Source organism: Bradyrhizobium sp. 17 (assembly GCF_023073515.1).
Taxonomy (GTDB): domain Bacteria; phylum Pseudomonadota; class Alphaproteobacteria; order Rhizobiales; family Xanthobacteraceae; genus Bradyrhizobium; species Bradyrhizobium canariense_D.
This window is the reverse complement of the sequence record NZ_JADPJQ010000047.1, coordinates 1-17,542: the sequence shown is the minus strand read 5'-3', so window position 1 is coordinate 17,542 and position 17,542 is coordinate 1. Positions and strand designations below refer to the sequence as shown.

Below are 17,542 nucleotides of genomic sequence, written 5' to 3'. Positions count from 1 at the left end.
TTTGAAAATCATCTCAGTGGCTCAACATAAATCGCTCGGGTGGTCAATTTCGGACATCGGCGATCCGTCCGAGAGGATACCGTCTTAAGAAACAGGGGACCCTATGACCGATAAATGGGATGAAAGGCTGCGTTGCCCGCAATGTGGCAGAACGGGCACCGCCAGTTTGTCTCACTTCAAAGGCGTCGACAGACCAACCGTGAATAGTGTCACGGACGGCTTTAGAGTTGTGCAAACAGAGTTTGGCCCAGATTTCCATTGCGCGACATGCAATGTACCAGTGGCGGGGTAAGGCGTCTCCGCTGGTCAGATGACTTCCGAGTTATTTGCAGCGGTGAGACATGTGCGATAATTGCAAAACCATCGATGATCAGATCCTCCGCTACCGCCGTATTAAGGACCGCATTAACGACCGTCAGACGCAACAGGCCACGGTCGAAATGATGGCTGAGCTGGAAGCGCGAAAGGCGGCGCTTCATCCGGCAGACAAGTAAGGTGCGCTTCAGCCGGATGCTTGCAGAGCGAATTTGCTACCCACAGAAAGGGCGTACGGTAGCTAGCACCGTCCCTGTTCGGTAGGGCTTGCGGCCACCCGAAATGAATAGGCCGCTTTGGCATTCTAAAGAGTGAGCAATTTTGCTCAGATTCCACGATGCGGATATGCAATTTGTGTCACCATCGGGATTTTGCTCACCCTCCCGGGGCTGGAATGCCGCCGTCCGCGATATATTAAGCGGGCGGCGTTTTTGCTATGAAGGCCGCCTCATGTGTGGATGTATATGGACCGCGCCCGATTGCAACGACCGGCTTGATTGGGATCGACGGCCACAACTGCTGACGTGTATCCGGCTTCTTGATGCGGCTGGACAACGTCTCCGCCGCGAGCCGCGATGGTTTTCGCCCGCTTCCACCTCAACGGCCCCGAGACATCGGCGCAAGCCGTGCCGGTCCACACATCAGGTTCGGGAAGCGACGGGGTGACCGTTTCGCCATCTCCTGCCATTTGTTGCAATTGCCGGTGAGACCTCCTTTCCTTGATTGCCGCTTCGCTTCAGGCCGCCTTCACCGAAAGCGCCGGCTCATAAGCCGCGTCGCCTGTGAGCATAGCCCACACGATCCGCGCGTTCTTGTTGGCAAGAGCCACGGCCGCGACATTGGGATGGCGCCGTTGCCGCATCTTGCCGAGCCAGAGGTTTCGCGGATCCTGCTCGCACCGTGTGCGCACTGTTGACCAGCAGGCGACGGAGATAACTGTCCCCTCGCTTGCTAATTCCACCGAGGCGCGCCTTGCCCCCGGTGGAGTTTTGTCTCGGCACTAGCCCGAGCCAGGCGGCAAACTCTCTGCCGCTACGGAATGTGTTGGGATCTGCAACCGTTGCTGCGATGGCCGTGGCGATGATCGGCCCGATGCCTGGAATGGTAGCCAGTCGTTGGCTGACTGGGTTGCTCTTATGCCACGCGAGAACCTGCTTCTCGAGACCAACGATCCGTACCTGAATATCTTCGATGTGGTTGACCATTACCTGCAACACCTGACGGGCAATATCCGGTACACGCCCATCATTCTCGTTGGTGACAATCGCAATCAGTTTCGCCACCTTGTGCAGACCCTGCGCCTCGATAAGACCGAACTCGGCCAGGTGCCCACGCAGAGCATTCACCAGCATGGTGCGCTGGCGGACCAGCAAATCTCGAGCCCGATGCATCATGAGCGCCGATTGTTGCTCCGCCGTCTTTATCGGGACGAAGCGCATCGACGGACGCCTAACCGCCTCGCAGATCGCCTCGGCATCGGCCACGTCGTGCTTGTTACGCTTCACATAGGCTTTCACATAGTTGGGCGGCATCAGGCGCGCTTCATGGCCAAGCGCAATCAACTCACGAGCCCAATGGTGCGCCGTCGCGCAGGCTTCGAGGCCGATGAGGCACGGCGGAATCTCGGCAAAGAACGCGAGGACCTGGCTGCGTCGCAGCCGCTTGCGCATCACTACGCTGCCCATCTCGTCGACCGCATGAACCTGGAAGACACTCTTTGCCAGATCAAGACCACTTGTTGTAATATCGCCCATGGATGGCTCCCTTTGCTGGTGATCTCTAACGACCACCATCCTGGCACATCGATGCCGTCAGGGGGCCATCCACTCCATCAGTTGGCGGCCTCTTTCATTTTATCGAATGGCGGCCTAAGGCCCATCGCTACCGTTCATGTCGGCTCAGAGGGTACCTGGCCCTGCTAGCGGCCAGACTTCGTGGCGAATGCGCCGGAGTTATTTTCAATCCGGCTTGAATATCATCTGCCAGCCTTTCCGTGTGTCCATATATTCACGAACCTGCTTGATGCTGTCGCCCGCAACGACGAAGACGAAGCAATAGTCATTTTCATAGGGCTGGCCGCCTGGGAGTGGCTCGCATCCGCTGCTCAACCACGACAATATCGCCATCCGCATGAATGCCGCAACGGCGTACTCGCCTCGCCCGTGATGGTCATCCTCACGGTGCTTGTCCGGAGACCGAAGGTCATGGGCAAGCTCGTCGTCACCGGTCCCCGCTACGGTTTCGGTCGGGCTGCGACCGCCGCGATGGCTCTTCGCTTTGTGGGCATGGCCGCCACGATGTTCATGAGCACATCGTCCTAGAACTTGAGCGTGGTCCTGAGACCGAACACGGACGCGTTCTTGAGAGGCTTGCCGGAAAGCGGGCTCGCCGGCAGCGTGGCGCCACCGCCGGGATGAACGATGTATTGGAAATTGGGCTGTAACGTCCAGCCGTCCTTGACCTGATAATTGGTAAACCGCTGTCAGCAATCCTTCGAAGCTGCGCACTGGCCAAGTCATATCGACCAAAGTCCGATAATCCGCGTCGAGTGCTTGCGCTCGTTTCGAGACGTGGGCATAACCCGCGGCGATCCCGAACTTATCGTCAGGGCGGTCATCGCGCAGGCCGATGAACTCAACGCCCACATCCGCGTAGAGATCGATCAGGTTGCGATCGGCAGGCGAGCCTGCGGCCCTGGCGAACACGCCGATCCCCCGATCATCGCTATGAGGCACGCGGTGGATCTGCTGCTCGAAAACCGCCCACCCTCCGACATCCCCGGACAATAGCAAGGGCTCGCCGCTGCTGCTGGCGGCAGCGGCGAGCGAGACCCCGTTCGACGCGAGCCGCTGATCTGCGAAGGAGCCGAAGTGCCGCCAGCCTCCGAACTTGATCTGGCCGGTCAGGCTCGGGTCGCCCTTCTTGTTATTCCAGGCATACTGAATCTGCCCGAGCAACAGCGGCGCATTCGTTGACGCGGAAATTAAGGCCGTAGCGGTCGCGCTCCTGCGGGTCGGCCGGACCGCCTCCGGCCTGGTCGCCATCGAAGATTCCGCCAAGCACAGCAAGCTGATCGGTTACGTTGACGAGCACCTCCCATGGCGGCCAAAGGCGGCGAGGGTCCACCGCTGGGCAGATTTACCGAGGTGATGGCTGGCCAACCCATCGAGGCGTTGGTGAACACGTCCGTGTACTTGGTGTTGAAGAATTCGCTGTCCGCGGCTAGCTGGCCCAATTTCAGCGAGACCTGCTTCGCACCCCACTGCTTTTCAAAATAGGCGTCGTACAGACGGGTCGACGGCAGAGCCTCGATCCCGCTAACAACGAAGAAGTTCTGCAGGTTACTGCGCGATAGCCCGTCGCCATGGATCAGGAACATGTTGGCGTGAAAGGTGAGCTTGTCGATCCCAATCAGCTTCTGCAAATCGACGTCGACGGCGAGGTTCAGGCGACCTTCGTAGATCGCGCTCTGCTTCAATCCTCCGGACGCGATGCCGAGCACCTCGCCGATGTAGGTCGCCGCGAACTTCACGCCGTACTTCTGCAGCGGATTGGGCAGCAACCCAAGCGTCTTTTCCTCCACCGTGCTCTCTCCCGTGTCGGGATCGGCCGGTTTGTCGTCATCGGTCTTCTTATCCTCTTGCCCAATGGCATTGGTCGCAAGGAACAGAACAACCGCCATCAAAAGCGCCGCTTCTAGTGCATTGGCCGACGAAGGCGGCGTGAGTTTCTGGGTGCCTGGCTTTTTTGGAAGCCTGTCGGCGGCGCCCCAGCAGCCGGGTTGGTCGCTGGCGACCGTCTACTACCACACCTCGGTATCGGCGGGCTCGGATGTGGCCTTGGCGCGTGAACTCCAGACGGGCAGAGTCCCTGCGAACTTGTCGGCCCGCCTGAACGCGAGTCTGACCGGTACCGGCGATCTGGGTTTTGTCATCCCGAGCTACGTGTTCGCAACGCCGGTGCTTGGCGGCCAGGCAACGTTTGCCCTTGTGGGTGCCTATGGCGTCACCAGCGCTTAGCTGGCGGGCACGTTGTCGGGAAACCTCTCGACGCCTGTCGGAAGCATCCCCTTCATGCGGTCCGACAGCTTCAGCGATACCACTTAGGGCTTCGCCGATGTTATTCCTCAATTCTCCCTGCGTTGGAACGCAGGCGTCAACAACTTCATGACCTACGTCACTGGCGACATACCTGTTGGAGCCTATCAGTCCACGAGACTGGCGAATCTGGGCCTCGGCCACGGCGCCATCGATGCCGGCGGCGGGTACACCTACTTCAATCCGGCGACGGGCCCCGAATTATCCGCGGTGCTCGGATTTACGTACAACTTTGTCAACCCGTCGACGCAGTACCAGAGCGGCGTGGACATGCATCTCGACTGGGGCGCGTCGCAATTCCTGACCAAGCAGGTGCAGGTGGGTCTGGTAGGGTACGCCTACAAGGAACTGGGGTGCGACAGCGGCTCTGGCGACCGGGTCGGGTGCTTCCGGTCGCAGGTGTTCGGCGTCGGGCCGCAGTTCGGCTACGTCTTTCCGCTCAGCGAAGGCCTCCACGGGTACGTCAATCTCAAGGGATACGCGGAATTCGGAGGGGCGGCTCGCCCGACCGGGTGGAACAGCTGGCTCACATTTGCCATCTCGCCCGCAGCGGCGCCTCCGCCCCCCGGTACATCGCATGATCACGAAATAGGTTACGGTTCTCGACCGCATTTTTCAGGAGCCACTGACGGCTCTCGTGGCCGTTTCACGGTTCAATTTCGTCCTGAGCGGGGCGCCAGGTTTCGGCATAGCAGCGCCTGAACAGCCTTCGGTTGGAGATGACGCTGACCGAAGACGACGTGCCCACTGTGGAGGAGCCGGCAGGATGAGCCTGCCGCCTGTCAGGCCTCGCCTGGTCCGGTGAAGGTCGAGATCGGTGGCGTCGTGCGCGGCACCAGCAGTGGCCGCTCGGTTACTCCGGATCGGGCAGTCGGGCTGCCCTTGGCATCGTACCGCTTGGCGAGATCCAAGAGGCGACGTCGGGTGAACGGATCGGCCTGCTCGGCGATGTCCCGGACCCGCTGCGCGAGGCTCCGATAGAATTCCTGCTCCATGACGCACCCTCGCAACATCACTGCCCGGAGTTGAGTAGCCTGCGGTCGCGGAGTCAAGAAGCGTCGGCACGCGCATGCAACTTTCCGTGTCGGTCTTGAGATCGCGATGCCGGCGGACGTAGACTGGCCATCGCAGGGGAAATCAGATGCCGGTGTTCTATCCGTCCGGAAGGCCTGCCCTGCGTGCGGCAGGCCGATGAAGGCTGTGCCCGACGAAGTCGCTCATAGGGAATTGCGGTACGTCTGCACCGGTTGTGACGACGACCCGTTGCGCGACTTGAAGCCCGCAAGTGGGCGGACGGGCCGCTGAAGCCTCTGGAGGAGTAGTCCGCGCTGTTGAGGCTGATCCGTCGGCAGTAGGTGTCGAGACCCTTTCGGGGGCCGCGTGGTCGTGGAGTTGTTCGATGACAGTGGTTTACCGGCCCGCCCGCGCGGAAGATCTGGAGTTCGCCGACGCGCTTGTCGTGTCCAGCATCAACGATCTCACGGTCCGCCATGGTTTCGGGCAAATGGCCTCCCCAAGCCAGCCGATCTTTCAGTTGTTCTCACTGGCGGACGATCCCGACGGTCTCTGGGTCGCGGAAGCCGACGGCCGGATCCTGGGCTTCGCCTGGAGCTGGGTCTGCGGCGACATCTGGTTTCTGGCGCAGCTCTTCGTATCTCCCGACCGTCAGGGTGGGAGCATCGGCAACGAGCTGATCAAACGGACGCTGGATCACGCCGAGAAGTCCGGCGCTTCCAACAGGGTTCTGATCACATTTGCCTTCAACGCCGTATCGCAGGGGCTCTACATCCGCCACGGACTGTTTCCGCGATTTCCGATCTACAGCGTCAGCGCGCCCCGGGAGCATTTGGTCGGTCGCCTGAATGGGCCGCAATTCGAATGCGCTCCGCTCGACGAAGAAGCTTCGACGCTGGCTCGCCTCGCGCAGGCGGACGAGCGGGTGCTTGGGATCTCGCGCGAGAAGCACCACCGATATCTCATCAACGACAGCCGGACGCGAGGCTTCAGCCTCTACGATGGAGCTGATTGGCTGGGCTACGCTTACGTCGATGCCGGCGGCCACGCCGGACCTGTCGCGGTGCTGCAGTCCAGCGCGATGGCCACCGCCTTCAGGACGGCGCTGCGCCTCGCCGCAGAGAGCGGCGCCTCGCAGGTGTCGGCATTCTTGCCCGGCTCGAGCGAAGCGGCCCTCTCGGCGGCGCTCGAGTGCGGCATGCGGATCAAGTTTCCGATGCTTCTGATGTCGTCGCGCGATTTCGGCAGTTGGGCCCAGTATCTGCCTCGCAATCCGGGCTTCATGTGACATCGTGTGGTGAGACTCGCAGTGCTGAAATGTCTGCGGCCGGGCCGCTGCGCTTTTCAAGGCGGGCCATCGCAAATTGAGCTTCGTCTTTAGGTCGGCGTTAACGGCGTCTGCGCAGCGGAGCGTGCCTTAACCTGCCGTGAAGGTGAGGGGGCGGATGCTGGTCGCTTTACGCAGAGCCATGGCCAACGACATCATTACGCACCGGGACGCGCTGCGCCACACGATGGGCCGCTCTGCCGTGAGCGTCGGTCTGACCGTCCTCTTGACGTTGTCCCTGTGCTTCCTACAGTTCGGATCCGATCCGGATGCGTTGGTGCGCGTCGGCTTCGTGACCAAATCGTCTATCCTCATCAGCATGATGATTTCGGGGCTGCTGACGGCCGCCCTGAGCTACCGGTCCGCGCTGACGATGCGCGAGCTGGCGCTGACGCGCGCCGAGCTGCAGCGAATCTCCGGCACCGACCAGCTGATCGGACTGCTCAACCGACGTGGCTTCGACCAGGCTGCCGAATCGGCCCTCACCAAGGCGCGCGATGCTAACCTGCCGACCACGGTGCTGATGTGCGACATCGACCGCTTCAAGGCGATCAACGACCAGTTCGGGCACGACTTCGGAGACAAGGTGCTCATCGCGGTCGCGCAGGTGTTGTGCTCCTTCGCCGAGCGAAGGCAAATGCTGGTGGCAAGGCATGGCGGCGAGGAGTTCGCCGTTGTGATGACCGGGGTATCCAGGGAACGCGCTGCCCAATACGCCGAAGATCTGCGGCAGGCCTGCGCCGCCGAAGTAGTCGTCGGCGAAGGTGCCTCGACCAACGTGACGATCAGCATCGGGCTCGCCCAATCCCATGGCGAAATGGATCTGGGCAAGGTCATGCGCATGGCCGATCAGGCGCTCTATGCCGCCAAACACCGAGGTCGCAATCGCGTGGTCCGGGCGGACGTCCTGGCGGACTCGGTCGCGGCGTAGCCCCCCGAACGGACCTCAAACGGCGCGTTCCCGAAGGGTACCAGTTTCTTGATCCGTTCCCATCCGCCACGATGGTACTGGCCTGTTTCCGACGCTAGTGGCCTAGTTCGATTTTGGGAGTGGCCTGATTTGAGTGAGCAATTTTGCTCAGCTTTAATCTGCGATGCCTGCAAAGATCCCGTGGCCGGAACACAAGTCAGAGTGCAATGATGATTAGCATTACACAGTGCCAAAAAGCTGCTGACACTATTCTACACTTTCGAGTCGGGTTAGCCCTTCCGAGGATCGCGCCGCCGTCCTCAAAAACATCGCCAGAACTTTGCGGGGTTTAGCCGGTCAGCTAGATAAACTGGAGTGCCTTGAAAAAAACAGTGCCAAGTAAGGCCGGCGCCCACGTCGGGGCCTTGTCATACCCGATGCCTTAGTGGGCGGCCTCTTTCATTTTGTCGATGTGGTCCATGTCGCCTATTGGCCATCAGCGAAGTAGCCGCGCACCTTGTTGAGGTCCGCTTAGTGAGGCACGGCGGACTAGATCTGCTCAGGCTGAGTTCTTCGCATTTTGACCCTCAATGGACATGCGGGCGTTGTTCCTCAGGAGGCCGCATTTCAAGTCAGCCAGCACACTGGCTGCTCTGCCGAAAGTGCTACTCAGGGCCGGTGCCGAGGCTGCATCACAACGGGACGCATGTGTGTTTGCCGCCTTTGAATTTTACGCCATACAAATGCTCGTCCCTCCACACAACTTCGCACCTCAGAGTACTCTTGAAGCCGTCAACCGACAGGTCAAGCTCATCGGTGAAAATGCGGACCGGAGAGCTAAGGCAGGCTCCTTCTTCGCTGAGATTTCTCACAACACATGGATGAACTCCACGAATGTCGCGAAAGCGGAGCAGCGCGGGTTGATTGACTGAAAGCCGTTTTGAGGCACGACGTTCTAAGATCGGGATACTCCCCCGAGGGCCGTTCATCTTTTTCCTTCCGTGCTGATTTGGAGTGGCTTCCTGGCATGTGTGCGTTGTACTCGGCAGGCTATCGCCGGTTCATAACGGCATGTTACGGAATGGCAATCGGGAATGAATGTTAAAGGGTCAGATAATAAGCGCTGGCGCTATCGTTCCGACTCACGACCACCCATGTATTTTCTCTCAAATGGGGTCGGCTACTTGCTAGTTCTTCAGCAAGTCTTTGAGCCGCACGGAAGGCATCTATTTCGTGCTCAAAGACGAGGCCGCCGGGATCACTGACGTTTTCTGTACCGCAAAGGCCGAAGAAGAATCGCGCCATCTGAGCACCAAGCTAGCCGAAGGGTTCGTCTGGTGCTTTGGGACTCAAGCAGCCGTTGAGGAGGTCGGAAACTGCCGTCACGAGCTGCACGGGCGCGAACGGTTTATGAAGCATTATGCTGTTGGGAACCCCTAGTACCAGCCATTCGTCAGCGGCCACGCCGGACATATAGACCACGGCAAAGCTCGGATCGACCTCACGTGCTGCGCGCGCTACCTCCCAGCCGTTGAACCTTCCCAGCAGATTAATGTCAGTCACGAGGCCGCCGTATGTAACGAGCCCCCCTTTAAGGAGGGGCACGGCTTCCTCGCCGGTACTTGCGACGGCGGTCTCGAAGCCTCCCTCGTTCAGCGCATCCTCAACAAGGCTCTGGATCGCGTCGTCATCCTCGATGACAAGGATGGATGGCATTTCCGTCAAGGCTTTCCCCGTACTCGTACTTTCGCTGGATGTTACAAAGTGCACAGAAGCAAAAGGTTCCATAGCCCGGGAAAATTAGGCATACGGGATGTTTAGCAGGCGCGATGTCTCTCTGATTAAGCCGGAGATTGCCTCGCAAGGTAGTGACAAGCAACCAACAAGTCGTAACCACGATCGGGAAATTTCGGCAAGTTGGTTCTAAGGCGAGTCCAGGCGAGAGCAACAAAGATGAAGATGAGCTTGCCGCGTGAACCATCTGCTTCTGGCCAGTCGCGCCGTTCGCTGACAGGGCCGCCGTGTCTGCCGTCAGGAAATAAGCCGACCTAGGCTCAAGTCGGTTCGGAAGTCGGCCTGTGACCAGCTGCCGACCTAAGCTCCAGCCGTTGTGACGTCGGGTCTTGAACTGCCTGCTTGGTCAGGCCTTCATGTCCACCATTGAAGTCATCTAAGGACTGAAAGCGTTAAACTACATCGTCCCGAGCCGTGGAACCAATTCGACGCCGCACTGTAATCTACCAAGAACGCGCAGCTAAGCCGGAGACAGACCCGCTAAACCACTAAGTTAGGGTGTGCGCCAACTAAGAGTGGCGGTCCAGCGACCCACACCAACTGGAGGATCAGGAATGTTGCAAGGAATGCGAAAATTTGTGTTCGGCGCCGCAGCGGCAGCTGCTCTTTTTGTAATTCCGGTCTCGGCCTTTTCCCAATCCCTTGAGATTGGACCGGGAGGCGTGCGTATGGGGGGCGGGGAATGCGAGCAACTGCGGCGTGCCTGCGAAAGTAAGGACATGCTCGGCGAGCGGGGCGAGGGAAATTGCCGCAGATACCGGGAGACCTGCCAACGACCAGTTCGGAGGGATGCGTGTGCCGAATTGCGACAAGCCTGCCTCAACAAGGACGAATTGGGCGAACGAGGCGAAGGAAATTGCCGCAGGTATCGCCAGACCTGCAGAGGGCGCTTGTAAGGGGTCGCTAATTGTCAGTTGTTTGCCATCGGCCGTCGCTCGGCACCTCTGCCGAGCACAGCTCACCCGAAGCCCACCATTGAGGCGGCCTTCTTTCATATCGGCCTCACGTGCGACGTCCGGCCCATGGCTTCCGTTGACGCCGCGTCGCTGCATGTCAGCTCAAGAGCACAGACCAGAAGGGGCGCCGCTTTGGCGGCTTGTGAACCCAAGGCGGACTCTCACCCCCAAGCGAACTGCCACTGCATCCGCTGCGTCGTAAGTGGTGGCGATTCTAATCAGGTTACGGCGTTTCCTTACCATTCTCAGGAGATCATAGTCTTCCCGCCGATCGTGTTTGCCGCCGGTTTGATCCGGATCGAGTTCAGGAACGTTGCGGCCGCAATCATGACCAAGATGCCAGCGAGACTCAGCGTGATCTGCATGGCAAGCCCATCCGAGATATCAATCAGTACGATGTGGCCGGCAAGCGCCAGCAGGATGCCGATGCAATAGATTGCCAGGGAGTTCTCGCCACAGCGGATCGCCCCACGCATGACCGGAGTCGTAAGCCAACGCCAATCGCGAGGCACGACCCACGCAACCAGAATCGCGAGAGCAACAAAATGCAGCAGGCGCAACGGCGCGAGATTCGATTTGTCCGGCGGGTAAACCAGCTCAGCCAGCATTTGTGAAACCACGGGTCCAATGCTCCAACTCAATGCGATCGTCAGGTCGAAAACCAGGTAGAGAATGGCAATTGCAAGCGCCGTGCGCGAGGTCACCCACGGCCAAAACGTCTTGCCCTCGATGACCCACCAGGCACCAAGAACAACCAGCAGCTGCCAAGCCAGCGGATTGAAGAACCAGACGTCATTGTGCCATGCCGGGACGGACCAACCGAAGACGTGCACCAGCGCATAAAGCAAAGCGACGCGCCAAGCATTACGTTCGGCATTCGCAGCATCAGCCACAGCAACGGTGCGAATAGAAGATGATAAATCACGAAAAGCGGCAAGACATCGGAGTTGACTGGGCGGTATTGCAGGATCGCTGCATGGGCGAGCGCCGCGCCCGGCTGTTCCAGCAGAATGCGCGTGTTGCTTTCGTCGGCAATCCTGCCGCCGCCGGCGAGGTAACCCATGATGGCGCAAGCGAGAGTGAGCAGCAGAAATGCCGCATAGATGTCCCAGCTTCGCCACAGCGTACGGCTGACCACACTCGGCCAACCATCGCACCGACTTGCCTTGCCGTAAGCCAGCGCGCAGGTCACACCCGAGAGGAACATGAACACTTCCGCGGTATCGCTAAAACCATAATTCCGCAGCGTCAGCCAGCTTCCGATGTTGTTGGGGACATGGTCAAGAAAGATGCACCATAGCGCGATGCCACGGCACGCATCGATGCGCAAGTCCCGGCGAAACCGTTTCAGCACTGGTAGCGCGCCCACCACTGACTGCGCGGGAATCGCAAGCAACTCGGATTCACGTAGCGGCTGCTGACCGCGCAACGCCTTGCTTTCGATCTCCACCATCATCCGCCGGAAGCTTGGCGAGGGCATGTCGCGATGCTTGTCGATGTCAACAGGCACATCATTTTCGGGACACCAGCGCATCGTCTCGCGAGCTATGGATAGTTCGGTCGAACTGATCACTACCATCTCAACGGCAGGACTACGTGGCGGGGCAGGCACGATCATCCTGGTGGCGACGCACCGAAGGGATGGAATTAACGAGCCTTCCATCAACTCTTCGTCGGTAATGACCTCATACGAGCCCGCCGGTAGCAGCCGCTCGATGCTTGCGATCCGGAATGGATACTTGAAAACCACCGTTTCACATCGCGATCGGACCGCTGTCATCGTCATTCCCGCACATTGGCTACGGGACGCCGCCGCCATAGCGGCGACGTTCGTTGACGTTTGCGAATGCCGCAAGCCGCAGTTCGCTTTGATCACGCTCACCAGTCGCCGCACGAGCGAGGATGTTTTGCGCAACCTGCAAACGGTTGGAGGTTGTGAGCAGTCTAGGTGAGAATGAACCTATCGCATCCTCAAAAACCGTTCTGAAGCTGGCGAGCTCTTCGGGAGAGAAGTTCGCAAGCTCTTCTGGAGGATAGGCAACACGTTGACTACTCATTCAATGACTTTCTTTGTTTGCTCCGTCTTGTCCGTGTGCCTCTCACTGTCGCGCCGCTCAAACAAAGACCAGTGGCGTCAGAGCAATTGCAGCGTCAGTTACTCGCCATCATCTTCGAGCACGCCGTTGCGAGCGATGGAGCCCGCCGCAATTTGAAGCGAAGAACCAATCGCCCAACAGCATGCGATCAGAATGATCGAACCTTGAGACAGGACCTGATCAACGACAATCATGCTGACAGACAGAAACGCCGCAATCGCGGCAACGAATGTGCCTGCCGCACTGAAGATCTGAGCCGCATCGGTGCCACGGTTCCGCTCTTCCGGGAGTCTCGAAGTCGCTCCCTGAACAGGACGGCCAGGCAGATCGATGCCGATATAGAAGCTGAAAGCTCCGTAGAGCATCATCAACAAGATGAACCAGCCGCTTCCAAACAGTTCGTTTTCCAGGCGCATCAATGCTGCGGCCACGTACAGGCCGCACGAGCCTCCAACCGTAGCGAGTCCAATCCTTTCAAAGAGATGAGCCGATTTGATGAGAGCAGCCGGAGCTACCCATATGGTCGCCGCGACATAAGTGTACTTTGCTACAGATAACGCGCTGGGAACTACATTGCTCATTTTCATGTTGTTCCTCCTTTAACCGGGTGGCCGACGGCGCGCGTCGCGGTCAGCAGACCGCGAGCGTGAGACGTGTTTGGGACAGCAATTTTGGAAAGAGTTTGCCTACCGACGGCACTGGGCTGCACTTAAGTGGAGGCGGAGACTTCGGTGGGTCGCCGTTTTGTGCAGCTGTCAGGCAAGTAATCCGCTTGACTGCTGCAAAACGCTACTCCGTTTCGGGTCCAACGCCTAATGAATAACGACTGCAAGTCGAGACGGTGTGAAAATTCTGCCGGTGTCGACGAAACTCTCTTGAGCTAGCAATTTCACAAACGAAGGTATCGCGGCACGATTATCAACGATGAGCAGTCCTGCCGGATCGCACGGTTTGCAGGAATCCATCGTGTTAAGGGCCCACGCGGGAAGAACTTCTCGATGGTCGTTGGAAATTTCCAGAGGAGGTGAGGCGCGATAAGCCCGTTGTTGGACCGAAGGCGTAGATCGCGATCGGGTCGGTCGGGAGTTGAGGCGAGACCGGACATGGCGGCGAAGCAAGCAATTCGACGCTGTTGACCTTAGCAGGCAACTCGTCCCGCTGGGCCACCCCCTGCGGGATTCTCCTGATTTGCTAGAACTACTTTGCCGCTTGCCCGTACAAACCTATTTGCCTTCTGGGACGCCCGCCAAGCTTAGGCCCTCGTAGATGCGCTCGCGTTGAGCCAGGAAGCACGGGTTTTCACTGCGTCGCTCGTTTCGAAATCTTGCAACAGTAAAGTGCGGGTCCAGCTCGAGGCCGGCATTCCGCTCCTCCCGCGCATCGGCAGCGCGGCCGCTCAGCGCGAACGCCGCGGCTAGAAAAAAGTGAGCCATCGCGACGTTCGGATTCATTTCGACCGATTTGCGGAGCCGATCCAACGCTGAGTTGAGCCTGCCGAGGAACAGGTCGGCGATACCGAGTAGGGCATACCAGCGATCGAGCGCAGGGTCCCGTGGGCTAAGCCGGATCGCCTTTGTGAGGTCAGCTTCTGCCTCTTCAGCTCGCCCCAGTAGTACCTTAAGAAAGCCTGCATCAGCATGGGCCCAAGCCAGATTACGATCGAGCGCAATAGCGAACTGAAGTTCGCGCAGCGCGCGTTCCGTCGCGCCTGAGACATGGAGGAGATTGGCGTGAACGAAATGGGCTAAAGCGTTGGACGGAGCGAGCCTCAGTGCCTCAGTGATGGCCATCTGGGCGATGCGTAGCTGTTCGTCCCGATTGGTCGAGGCGAAGGTGCGAAGGTCATTACCATGGTAGAAAGCAAGACCGACCAACGCCTCGACGTTGCAATCGTCCAACCGGAGCGCCGCCTCGAACAGGTCACACGCGGCGCTGTCGCGGCGCAGCGACAAGGGTTGGTTGAGGATTGCCCAGCCGCGCATGGCCAAGTCCCCGGCATCCATATTGTTCGGTCGTTCGCGTTCGGCGCGGCGGCCCTCTGCGGCAACGAGCTCGACACCCACCGTCCGGGCGAGGCGCGTGGTGATTTCGTCCTGCATGTCGAAGATGTCGGCGCGCGGCTTGTCGAAGCGCTCAGCCCAGAGGTGTGCGCCGGTTTCCGTGTCGATGAGCTGCGCGTTGACACGAATGCGGGCCTCGCCACCTTGCACGCTGCCTTCCAACACGTAGCGCACACCAAGTTCTCGCCCGATCACCCGGACGTCCACTGGCTTGCCTTTGAAAGTGAAGGCAGTGTTGCGAGCTATGACAAAGGCGCCAGGAATACGCGACAGGTCGGTTGTGAGGCTTTCAGTGACACCGTCGACGAAGTAGTCCTGCTCGCTGTTGCCATCGAGATTGACGAAGGGCAAGACAACGATAGAGAGTCGCGGTGCGACGGTCGTGTGCGGCGCTGCTGCTGCGGGTTGCGCGGGTGAAATCGAATAGATCTGCACCAGCTCGGCGATGTTCTTTAGCTGCTGCCGACCGCGATCTTGCGCGGTGATATCCATTTTGCCACGCACCTGGTCATAGACTGCACTAGAAAGGCAAATACCACCAGGGTCGGCAGTGCCCTCCAATCGCGCCGCCACATTGACGCCGTCGCCCATGAGGTCGCCATCGTCCTCCACGACCACGTCACCGAGATTGATTCCGATGCGGAACTCAATGCGCCTATCCTGTACGAGGCCAGAATTGCTCTCGGCCATGGCCTGTTGCATACCGATCGCCGAACGAACTGCATCCACAACCGAGGCGAACTCGGCCAGCAAGCCATCCCCAGTAGTTTTGACGATACGCCCGCGATGGGCGGCGATCATAGGATTGATGAGGTCATTGCGGACGGTCCGGAGGCGATCGAGCGTGCCTTCCTCGTCAATCCCCACAAGCCGACTATAGCCGACTGCATCAGCCGCGAGGATCGTCGTCAGCCGTCGGTTTGGCCGCTCGATCGCCAAAGCTCTCTCCTGGCTCGTTCGGGGCTAGTCTACGCATTTGGTTGCAGGTGCCAAGGGATCCGGCGATGACCAAGACCCGAAGCGGCCATGCGGCCGATCCGCAAACCGAAGGACTACTCGTCTGCATTAATATTTGCAGTATGAGCAATATTGACCAGTAAAGCACACTGCCACAGTGCCACACTGCCACATTCGTGATTTTCGTAGTAGAGTTCCATTAATTGGAGGTATCCGATGAGTTCTCTTAAGCGGCGCATTGAAGCCGCCGTGGACTCGCGGATTGCAGCCCTGACCGAAGTGCGAATTGCAGCCGTCGCAGCGACGGCAGCTAATTTAAGAACTCAGTTGAACGAATTGCACCAACTGCGCGATCAGATCAGAGAGTCTACGCTGGGATCGCGGGCGACGACTATTGGCGGACGAGGCAGCGAAGCGAACCGCTCGGACTGAGGTGACCGAAGAAATGACCTCGCCGTTGCACCAGGGCGGCTACGTGACAATACGTAGTCCTGTTCGTTTTCATGCAGCGGCCACAATTGTTAACTAGAGTAGCTCCATCATCGGCCTATCTTCCGCAGCTATCCGATGACAGTGAGCAGAAGACTCGCGCGTTTTCAGCGTGAGTAGCATGCCAAAAAACCCTCCCCGACCGATCTGCCCTAACTGCGGTACGCCGATGCACTTCGTGATCGTCAGGACAGGCGGTCGCAAGTTTCGGTGTATCAAGTGCGACGACATCGATCCAATGCAGGTCCCGGATTTTCAAGCATGGACCAACAGCGAATTGCGCCCGCCGAAAACGACATGAAAGGCACCATGTACAACATCGGGCAATCCTTTCGGCACGATGGGAGCCATGGGACTGCGCCGCAAGGTCTCAGTCTTCCGGTGTGAACACTGCCCGCGAATAGAGGTCCAGAAGGAGTATGGCCGCCTCACGTGGTTTGCTTTAGTGAGCAATTTTGCTCAGACTCCACGATTCGGATGTACAATTTGCCAGCACCGGTTTTGCTCACGCTCCCGGGCTGCCGCCGTCCGCGCTTATTTAAGCCGGGCGGCCTTTTTGCCATGAAGAACGGTTGCCTAGCTAAAGTCGCTTCCCATATGGTACCGTCGCGCCCTCATAGGAGTGGAAGAGAGGCAGGCAGCAGGCGCACGCCCGCGACCATGGGAGCGTCGCTCGGAAAGCTCTGTGCTGAAGTGCGTAGACACTATGGAGGGCATAAAGTGCAGTCCGCGCGCTGGGAGCGCTGAAATTGAAATTGAGGGAAAACGTCCGGCTCAGATCACGCCCACAATGATCAAAACTCCGACCTCGACCAGTAGGAGCGTACCCGTCGCTGCGGAGATGAAAAACCAATCACCTAATGACAGGAACTGCATGATTCGCCTCCCAATTTGCCAAAGAAAAGAAGCGGCCCCTACATCCTTTTGACGGCGTAAGCTGGGGGCAGGATGATGGGGCCGCTTCCAGGAGGTCCTTGACGCGTTCGTCCGGCGCCAAGCATTCGCATCCTAATCCAAATTTAAACCTCGTCCATGATTTAATTTATTTAATTCCCGTTTTATTATTTAGTAGTTAATCCGACGACATTTGCAAAGATTGCAAGCCGCCGATCCCCTAGTGGAGCGAGCCGGGGATTGGCTTTTTGGCGGCGAGCTATCTATCTGCTTGGTCGCGCCATCCGAGCGGCGAGCTCGGGCCTTACATAGATCGGGCGGCCGCCGCATGGGTCGGAGGGGTTCGTATCGACGCCCACAAATGGAAAGGGATTGGGTCAGCGACGATCTGGACGCACGTGGAGGGGCACGACTTTATCCATGTCGCTGTGACCGGAGCGCCGGCTTTGCAGCTTCACCACCTGCTCGAGTTCGAGAGCCTCTATGGCGAGCTCATCTGCCAAGCGTTCGAAAAGTGCGCGCTTTTGCGGGTCGCTCGATCGTCTGCTCATAAGGACAAAATCCGTATGCGTCCGGTGAAGGCCGCCTTGCCGAATGAGGCTTGTTGTTGAGAACTGTCCTTATGGACAGTGA

At 58.9% G+C, this 17,542-nt stretch carries 14 protein-coding genes and 3 pseudogenes; 6 read left to right on the top strand and 11 right to left on the bottom strand.

Annotated elements, in window-relative coordinates; all coding sequences use genetic code 11:
* Positions 1–1,051: 1,051 nt before the first annotated feature.
* The 4 genes and pseudogenes from IVB13_RS08440 to IVB13_RS08430 all read right to left on the bottom strand — a co-directional run bounded on the left by IVB13_RS08440 (position 1,052) and on the right by IVB13_RS08430 (position 3,997).
* A pseudogene (locus tag IVB13_RS08440) lies at positions 1,052–2,069 on the bottom strand (IS110 family transposase).
* Between the two features lie 563 nt (positions 2,070–2,632).
* Complete coding sequence (locus IVB13_RS40040) at positions 2,633–2,737, bottom strand: hypothetical protein (protein WP_253075720.1); 105 nt, start codon at positions 2,735–2,737, stop codon at positions 2,633–2,635.
* 109 nt (positions 2,738–2,846) lie between these two features.
* A pseudogene (locus tag IVB13_RS40035) lies at positions 2,847–3,359 on the bottom strand (carbohydrate porin); the annotation flags it as partial.
* Entirely contained in the window at positions 3,299–3,997 is a 699-nt protein-coding gene (locus IVB13_RS08430; protein WP_247488346.1) for a carbohydrate porin, read from the bottom strand. The gene IVB13_RS08430 and the pseudogene IVB13_RS40035, both read right to left, overlap by 61 nt.
* Before the next feature lie 52 nt (positions 3,998–4,049).
* Here IVB13_RS08430 and IVB13_RS40375 point away from each other — a divergent pair, with 52 nt between their 5' ends.
* Positions 4,050–4,334 (top strand): hypothetical protein, encoded by a 285-nt coding sequence (locus IVB13_RS40375; RefSeq protein ID WP_346283629.1) that lies wholly within the window; start codon positions 4,050–4,052, stop codon positions 4,332–4,334.
* A gap of 147 nt (positions 4,335–4,481) precedes the next feature.
* Positions 4,482–5,114, top strand: a complete 633-nt coding sequence (locus IVB13_RS40370) for a transporter (protein WP_346732275.1) — start codon at positions 4,482–4,484, stop codon at positions 5,112–5,114.
* Between the two features lie 80 nt (positions 5,115–5,194).
* On the opposite strand, the gene IVB13_RS08420 is transcribed toward IVB13_RS40370, so the two are convergent.
* Positions 5,195–5,407 carry a hypothetical protein gene (locus IVB13_RS08420; RefSeq protein ID WP_247488344.1) on the bottom strand — a complete coding sequence of 71 codons (213 nt, stop codon included), beginning with the start codon at positions 5,405–5,407 and terminating at the stop codon, positions 5,195–5,197.
* A gap of 404 nt (positions 5,408–5,811) precedes the next feature.
* On the opposite strand from IVB13_RS08420, the gene IVB13_RS08415 reads away from it, so the two are divergent.
* The 3 genes from IVB13_RS08415 to IVB13_RS08405 all read left to right on the top strand — a co-directional run bounded on the left by IVB13_RS08415 (position 5,812) and on the right by IVB13_RS08405 (position 8,595).
* The gene (locus IVB13_RS08415) at positions 5,812–6,714 is read left to right on the top strand and encodes a GNAT family N-acetyltransferase (protein WP_247488342.1); all 903 of its coding nucleotides are present in this window, start codon (positions 5,812–5,814) and stop codon (positions 6,712–6,714) included.
* A 181-nt stretch (positions 6,715–6,895) separates the two neighbouring features.
* The gene (locus IVB13_RS08410; RefSeq protein ID WP_247488340.1) at positions 6,896–7,684 is read left to right on the top strand and encodes a GGDEF domain-containing protein; all 789 of its coding nucleotides are present in this window, start codon (positions 6,896–6,898) and stop codon (positions 7,682–7,684) included.
* 569 nt (positions 7,685–8,253) lie between these two features.
* Positions 8,254–8,595: a hypothetical protein gene (locus tag IVB13_RS08405; RefSeq protein WP_247488336.1), complete on the top strand. Its 342-nt coding sequence runs from the start codon at positions 8,254–8,256 to the stop codon at positions 8,593–8,595.
* A gap of 385 nt (positions 8,596–8,980) precedes the next feature.
* Here IVB13_RS08405 and IVB13_RS08400 read toward each other — a convergent pair whose 3' ends face one another.
* The 5 genes and pseudogenes from IVB13_RS08400 to IVB13_RS08380 all read right to left on the bottom strand — a co-directional run bounded on the left by IVB13_RS08400 (position 8,981) and on the right by IVB13_RS08380 (position 15,508).
* Complete coding sequence (locus tag IVB13_RS08400) at positions 8,981–9,379, bottom strand: response regulator (protein ID WP_247488395.1); 399 nt, start codon at positions 9,377–9,379, stop codon at positions 8,981–8,983.
* Positions 9,380–10,658: 1,279 nt separating this feature from the next.
* Positions 10,659–11,866, bottom strand: a pseudogene (locus IVB13_RS08395) (OpgC domain-containing protein).
* 346 nt (positions 11,867–12,212) lie between these two features.
* Entirely contained in the window at positions 12,213–12,470 is a 258-nt protein-coding gene (locus tag IVB13_RS08390) for a hypothetical protein (RefSeq protein ID WP_247488334.1), read from the bottom strand.
* Positions 12,471–12,568: 98 nt separating this feature from the next.
* Complete coding sequence (locus IVB13_RS08385; protein ID WP_247488332.1) at positions 12,569–13,096, bottom strand: hypothetical protein; 528 nt, start codon at positions 13,094–13,096, stop codon at positions 12,569–12,571.
* A gap of 636 nt (positions 13,097–13,732) precedes the next feature.
* Positions 13,733–15,508, bottom strand: a complete 1,776-nt coding sequence (locus tag IVB13_RS08380) for an adenylate/guanylate cyclase domain-containing protein (RefSeq protein ID WP_247488330.1) — start codon at positions 15,506–15,508, stop codon at positions 13,733–13,735.
* A gap of 234 nt (positions 15,509–15,742) precedes the next feature.
* Between IVB13_RS08380 and IVB13_RS08375 the strand changes: the two genes are divergently transcribed.
* A complete protein-coding gene (locus IVB13_RS08375) occupies positions 15,743–15,958 on the top strand; it encodes a hypothetical protein (protein WP_247488328.1) in 216 nt (71 codons plus the stop codon).
* A gap of 1,328 nt (positions 15,959–17,286) precedes the next feature.
* Here IVB13_RS08375 and IVB13_RS08370 read toward each other — a convergent pair.
* Positions 17,287–17,460 carry a hypothetical protein gene (locus IVB13_RS08370; protein ID WP_247488327.1) on the bottom strand — a complete coding sequence of 58 codons (174 nt, stop codon included), beginning with the start codon at positions 17,458–17,460 and terminating at the stop codon, positions 17,287–17,289.
* Positions 17,461–17,542 lie beyond the last annotated feature (82 nt).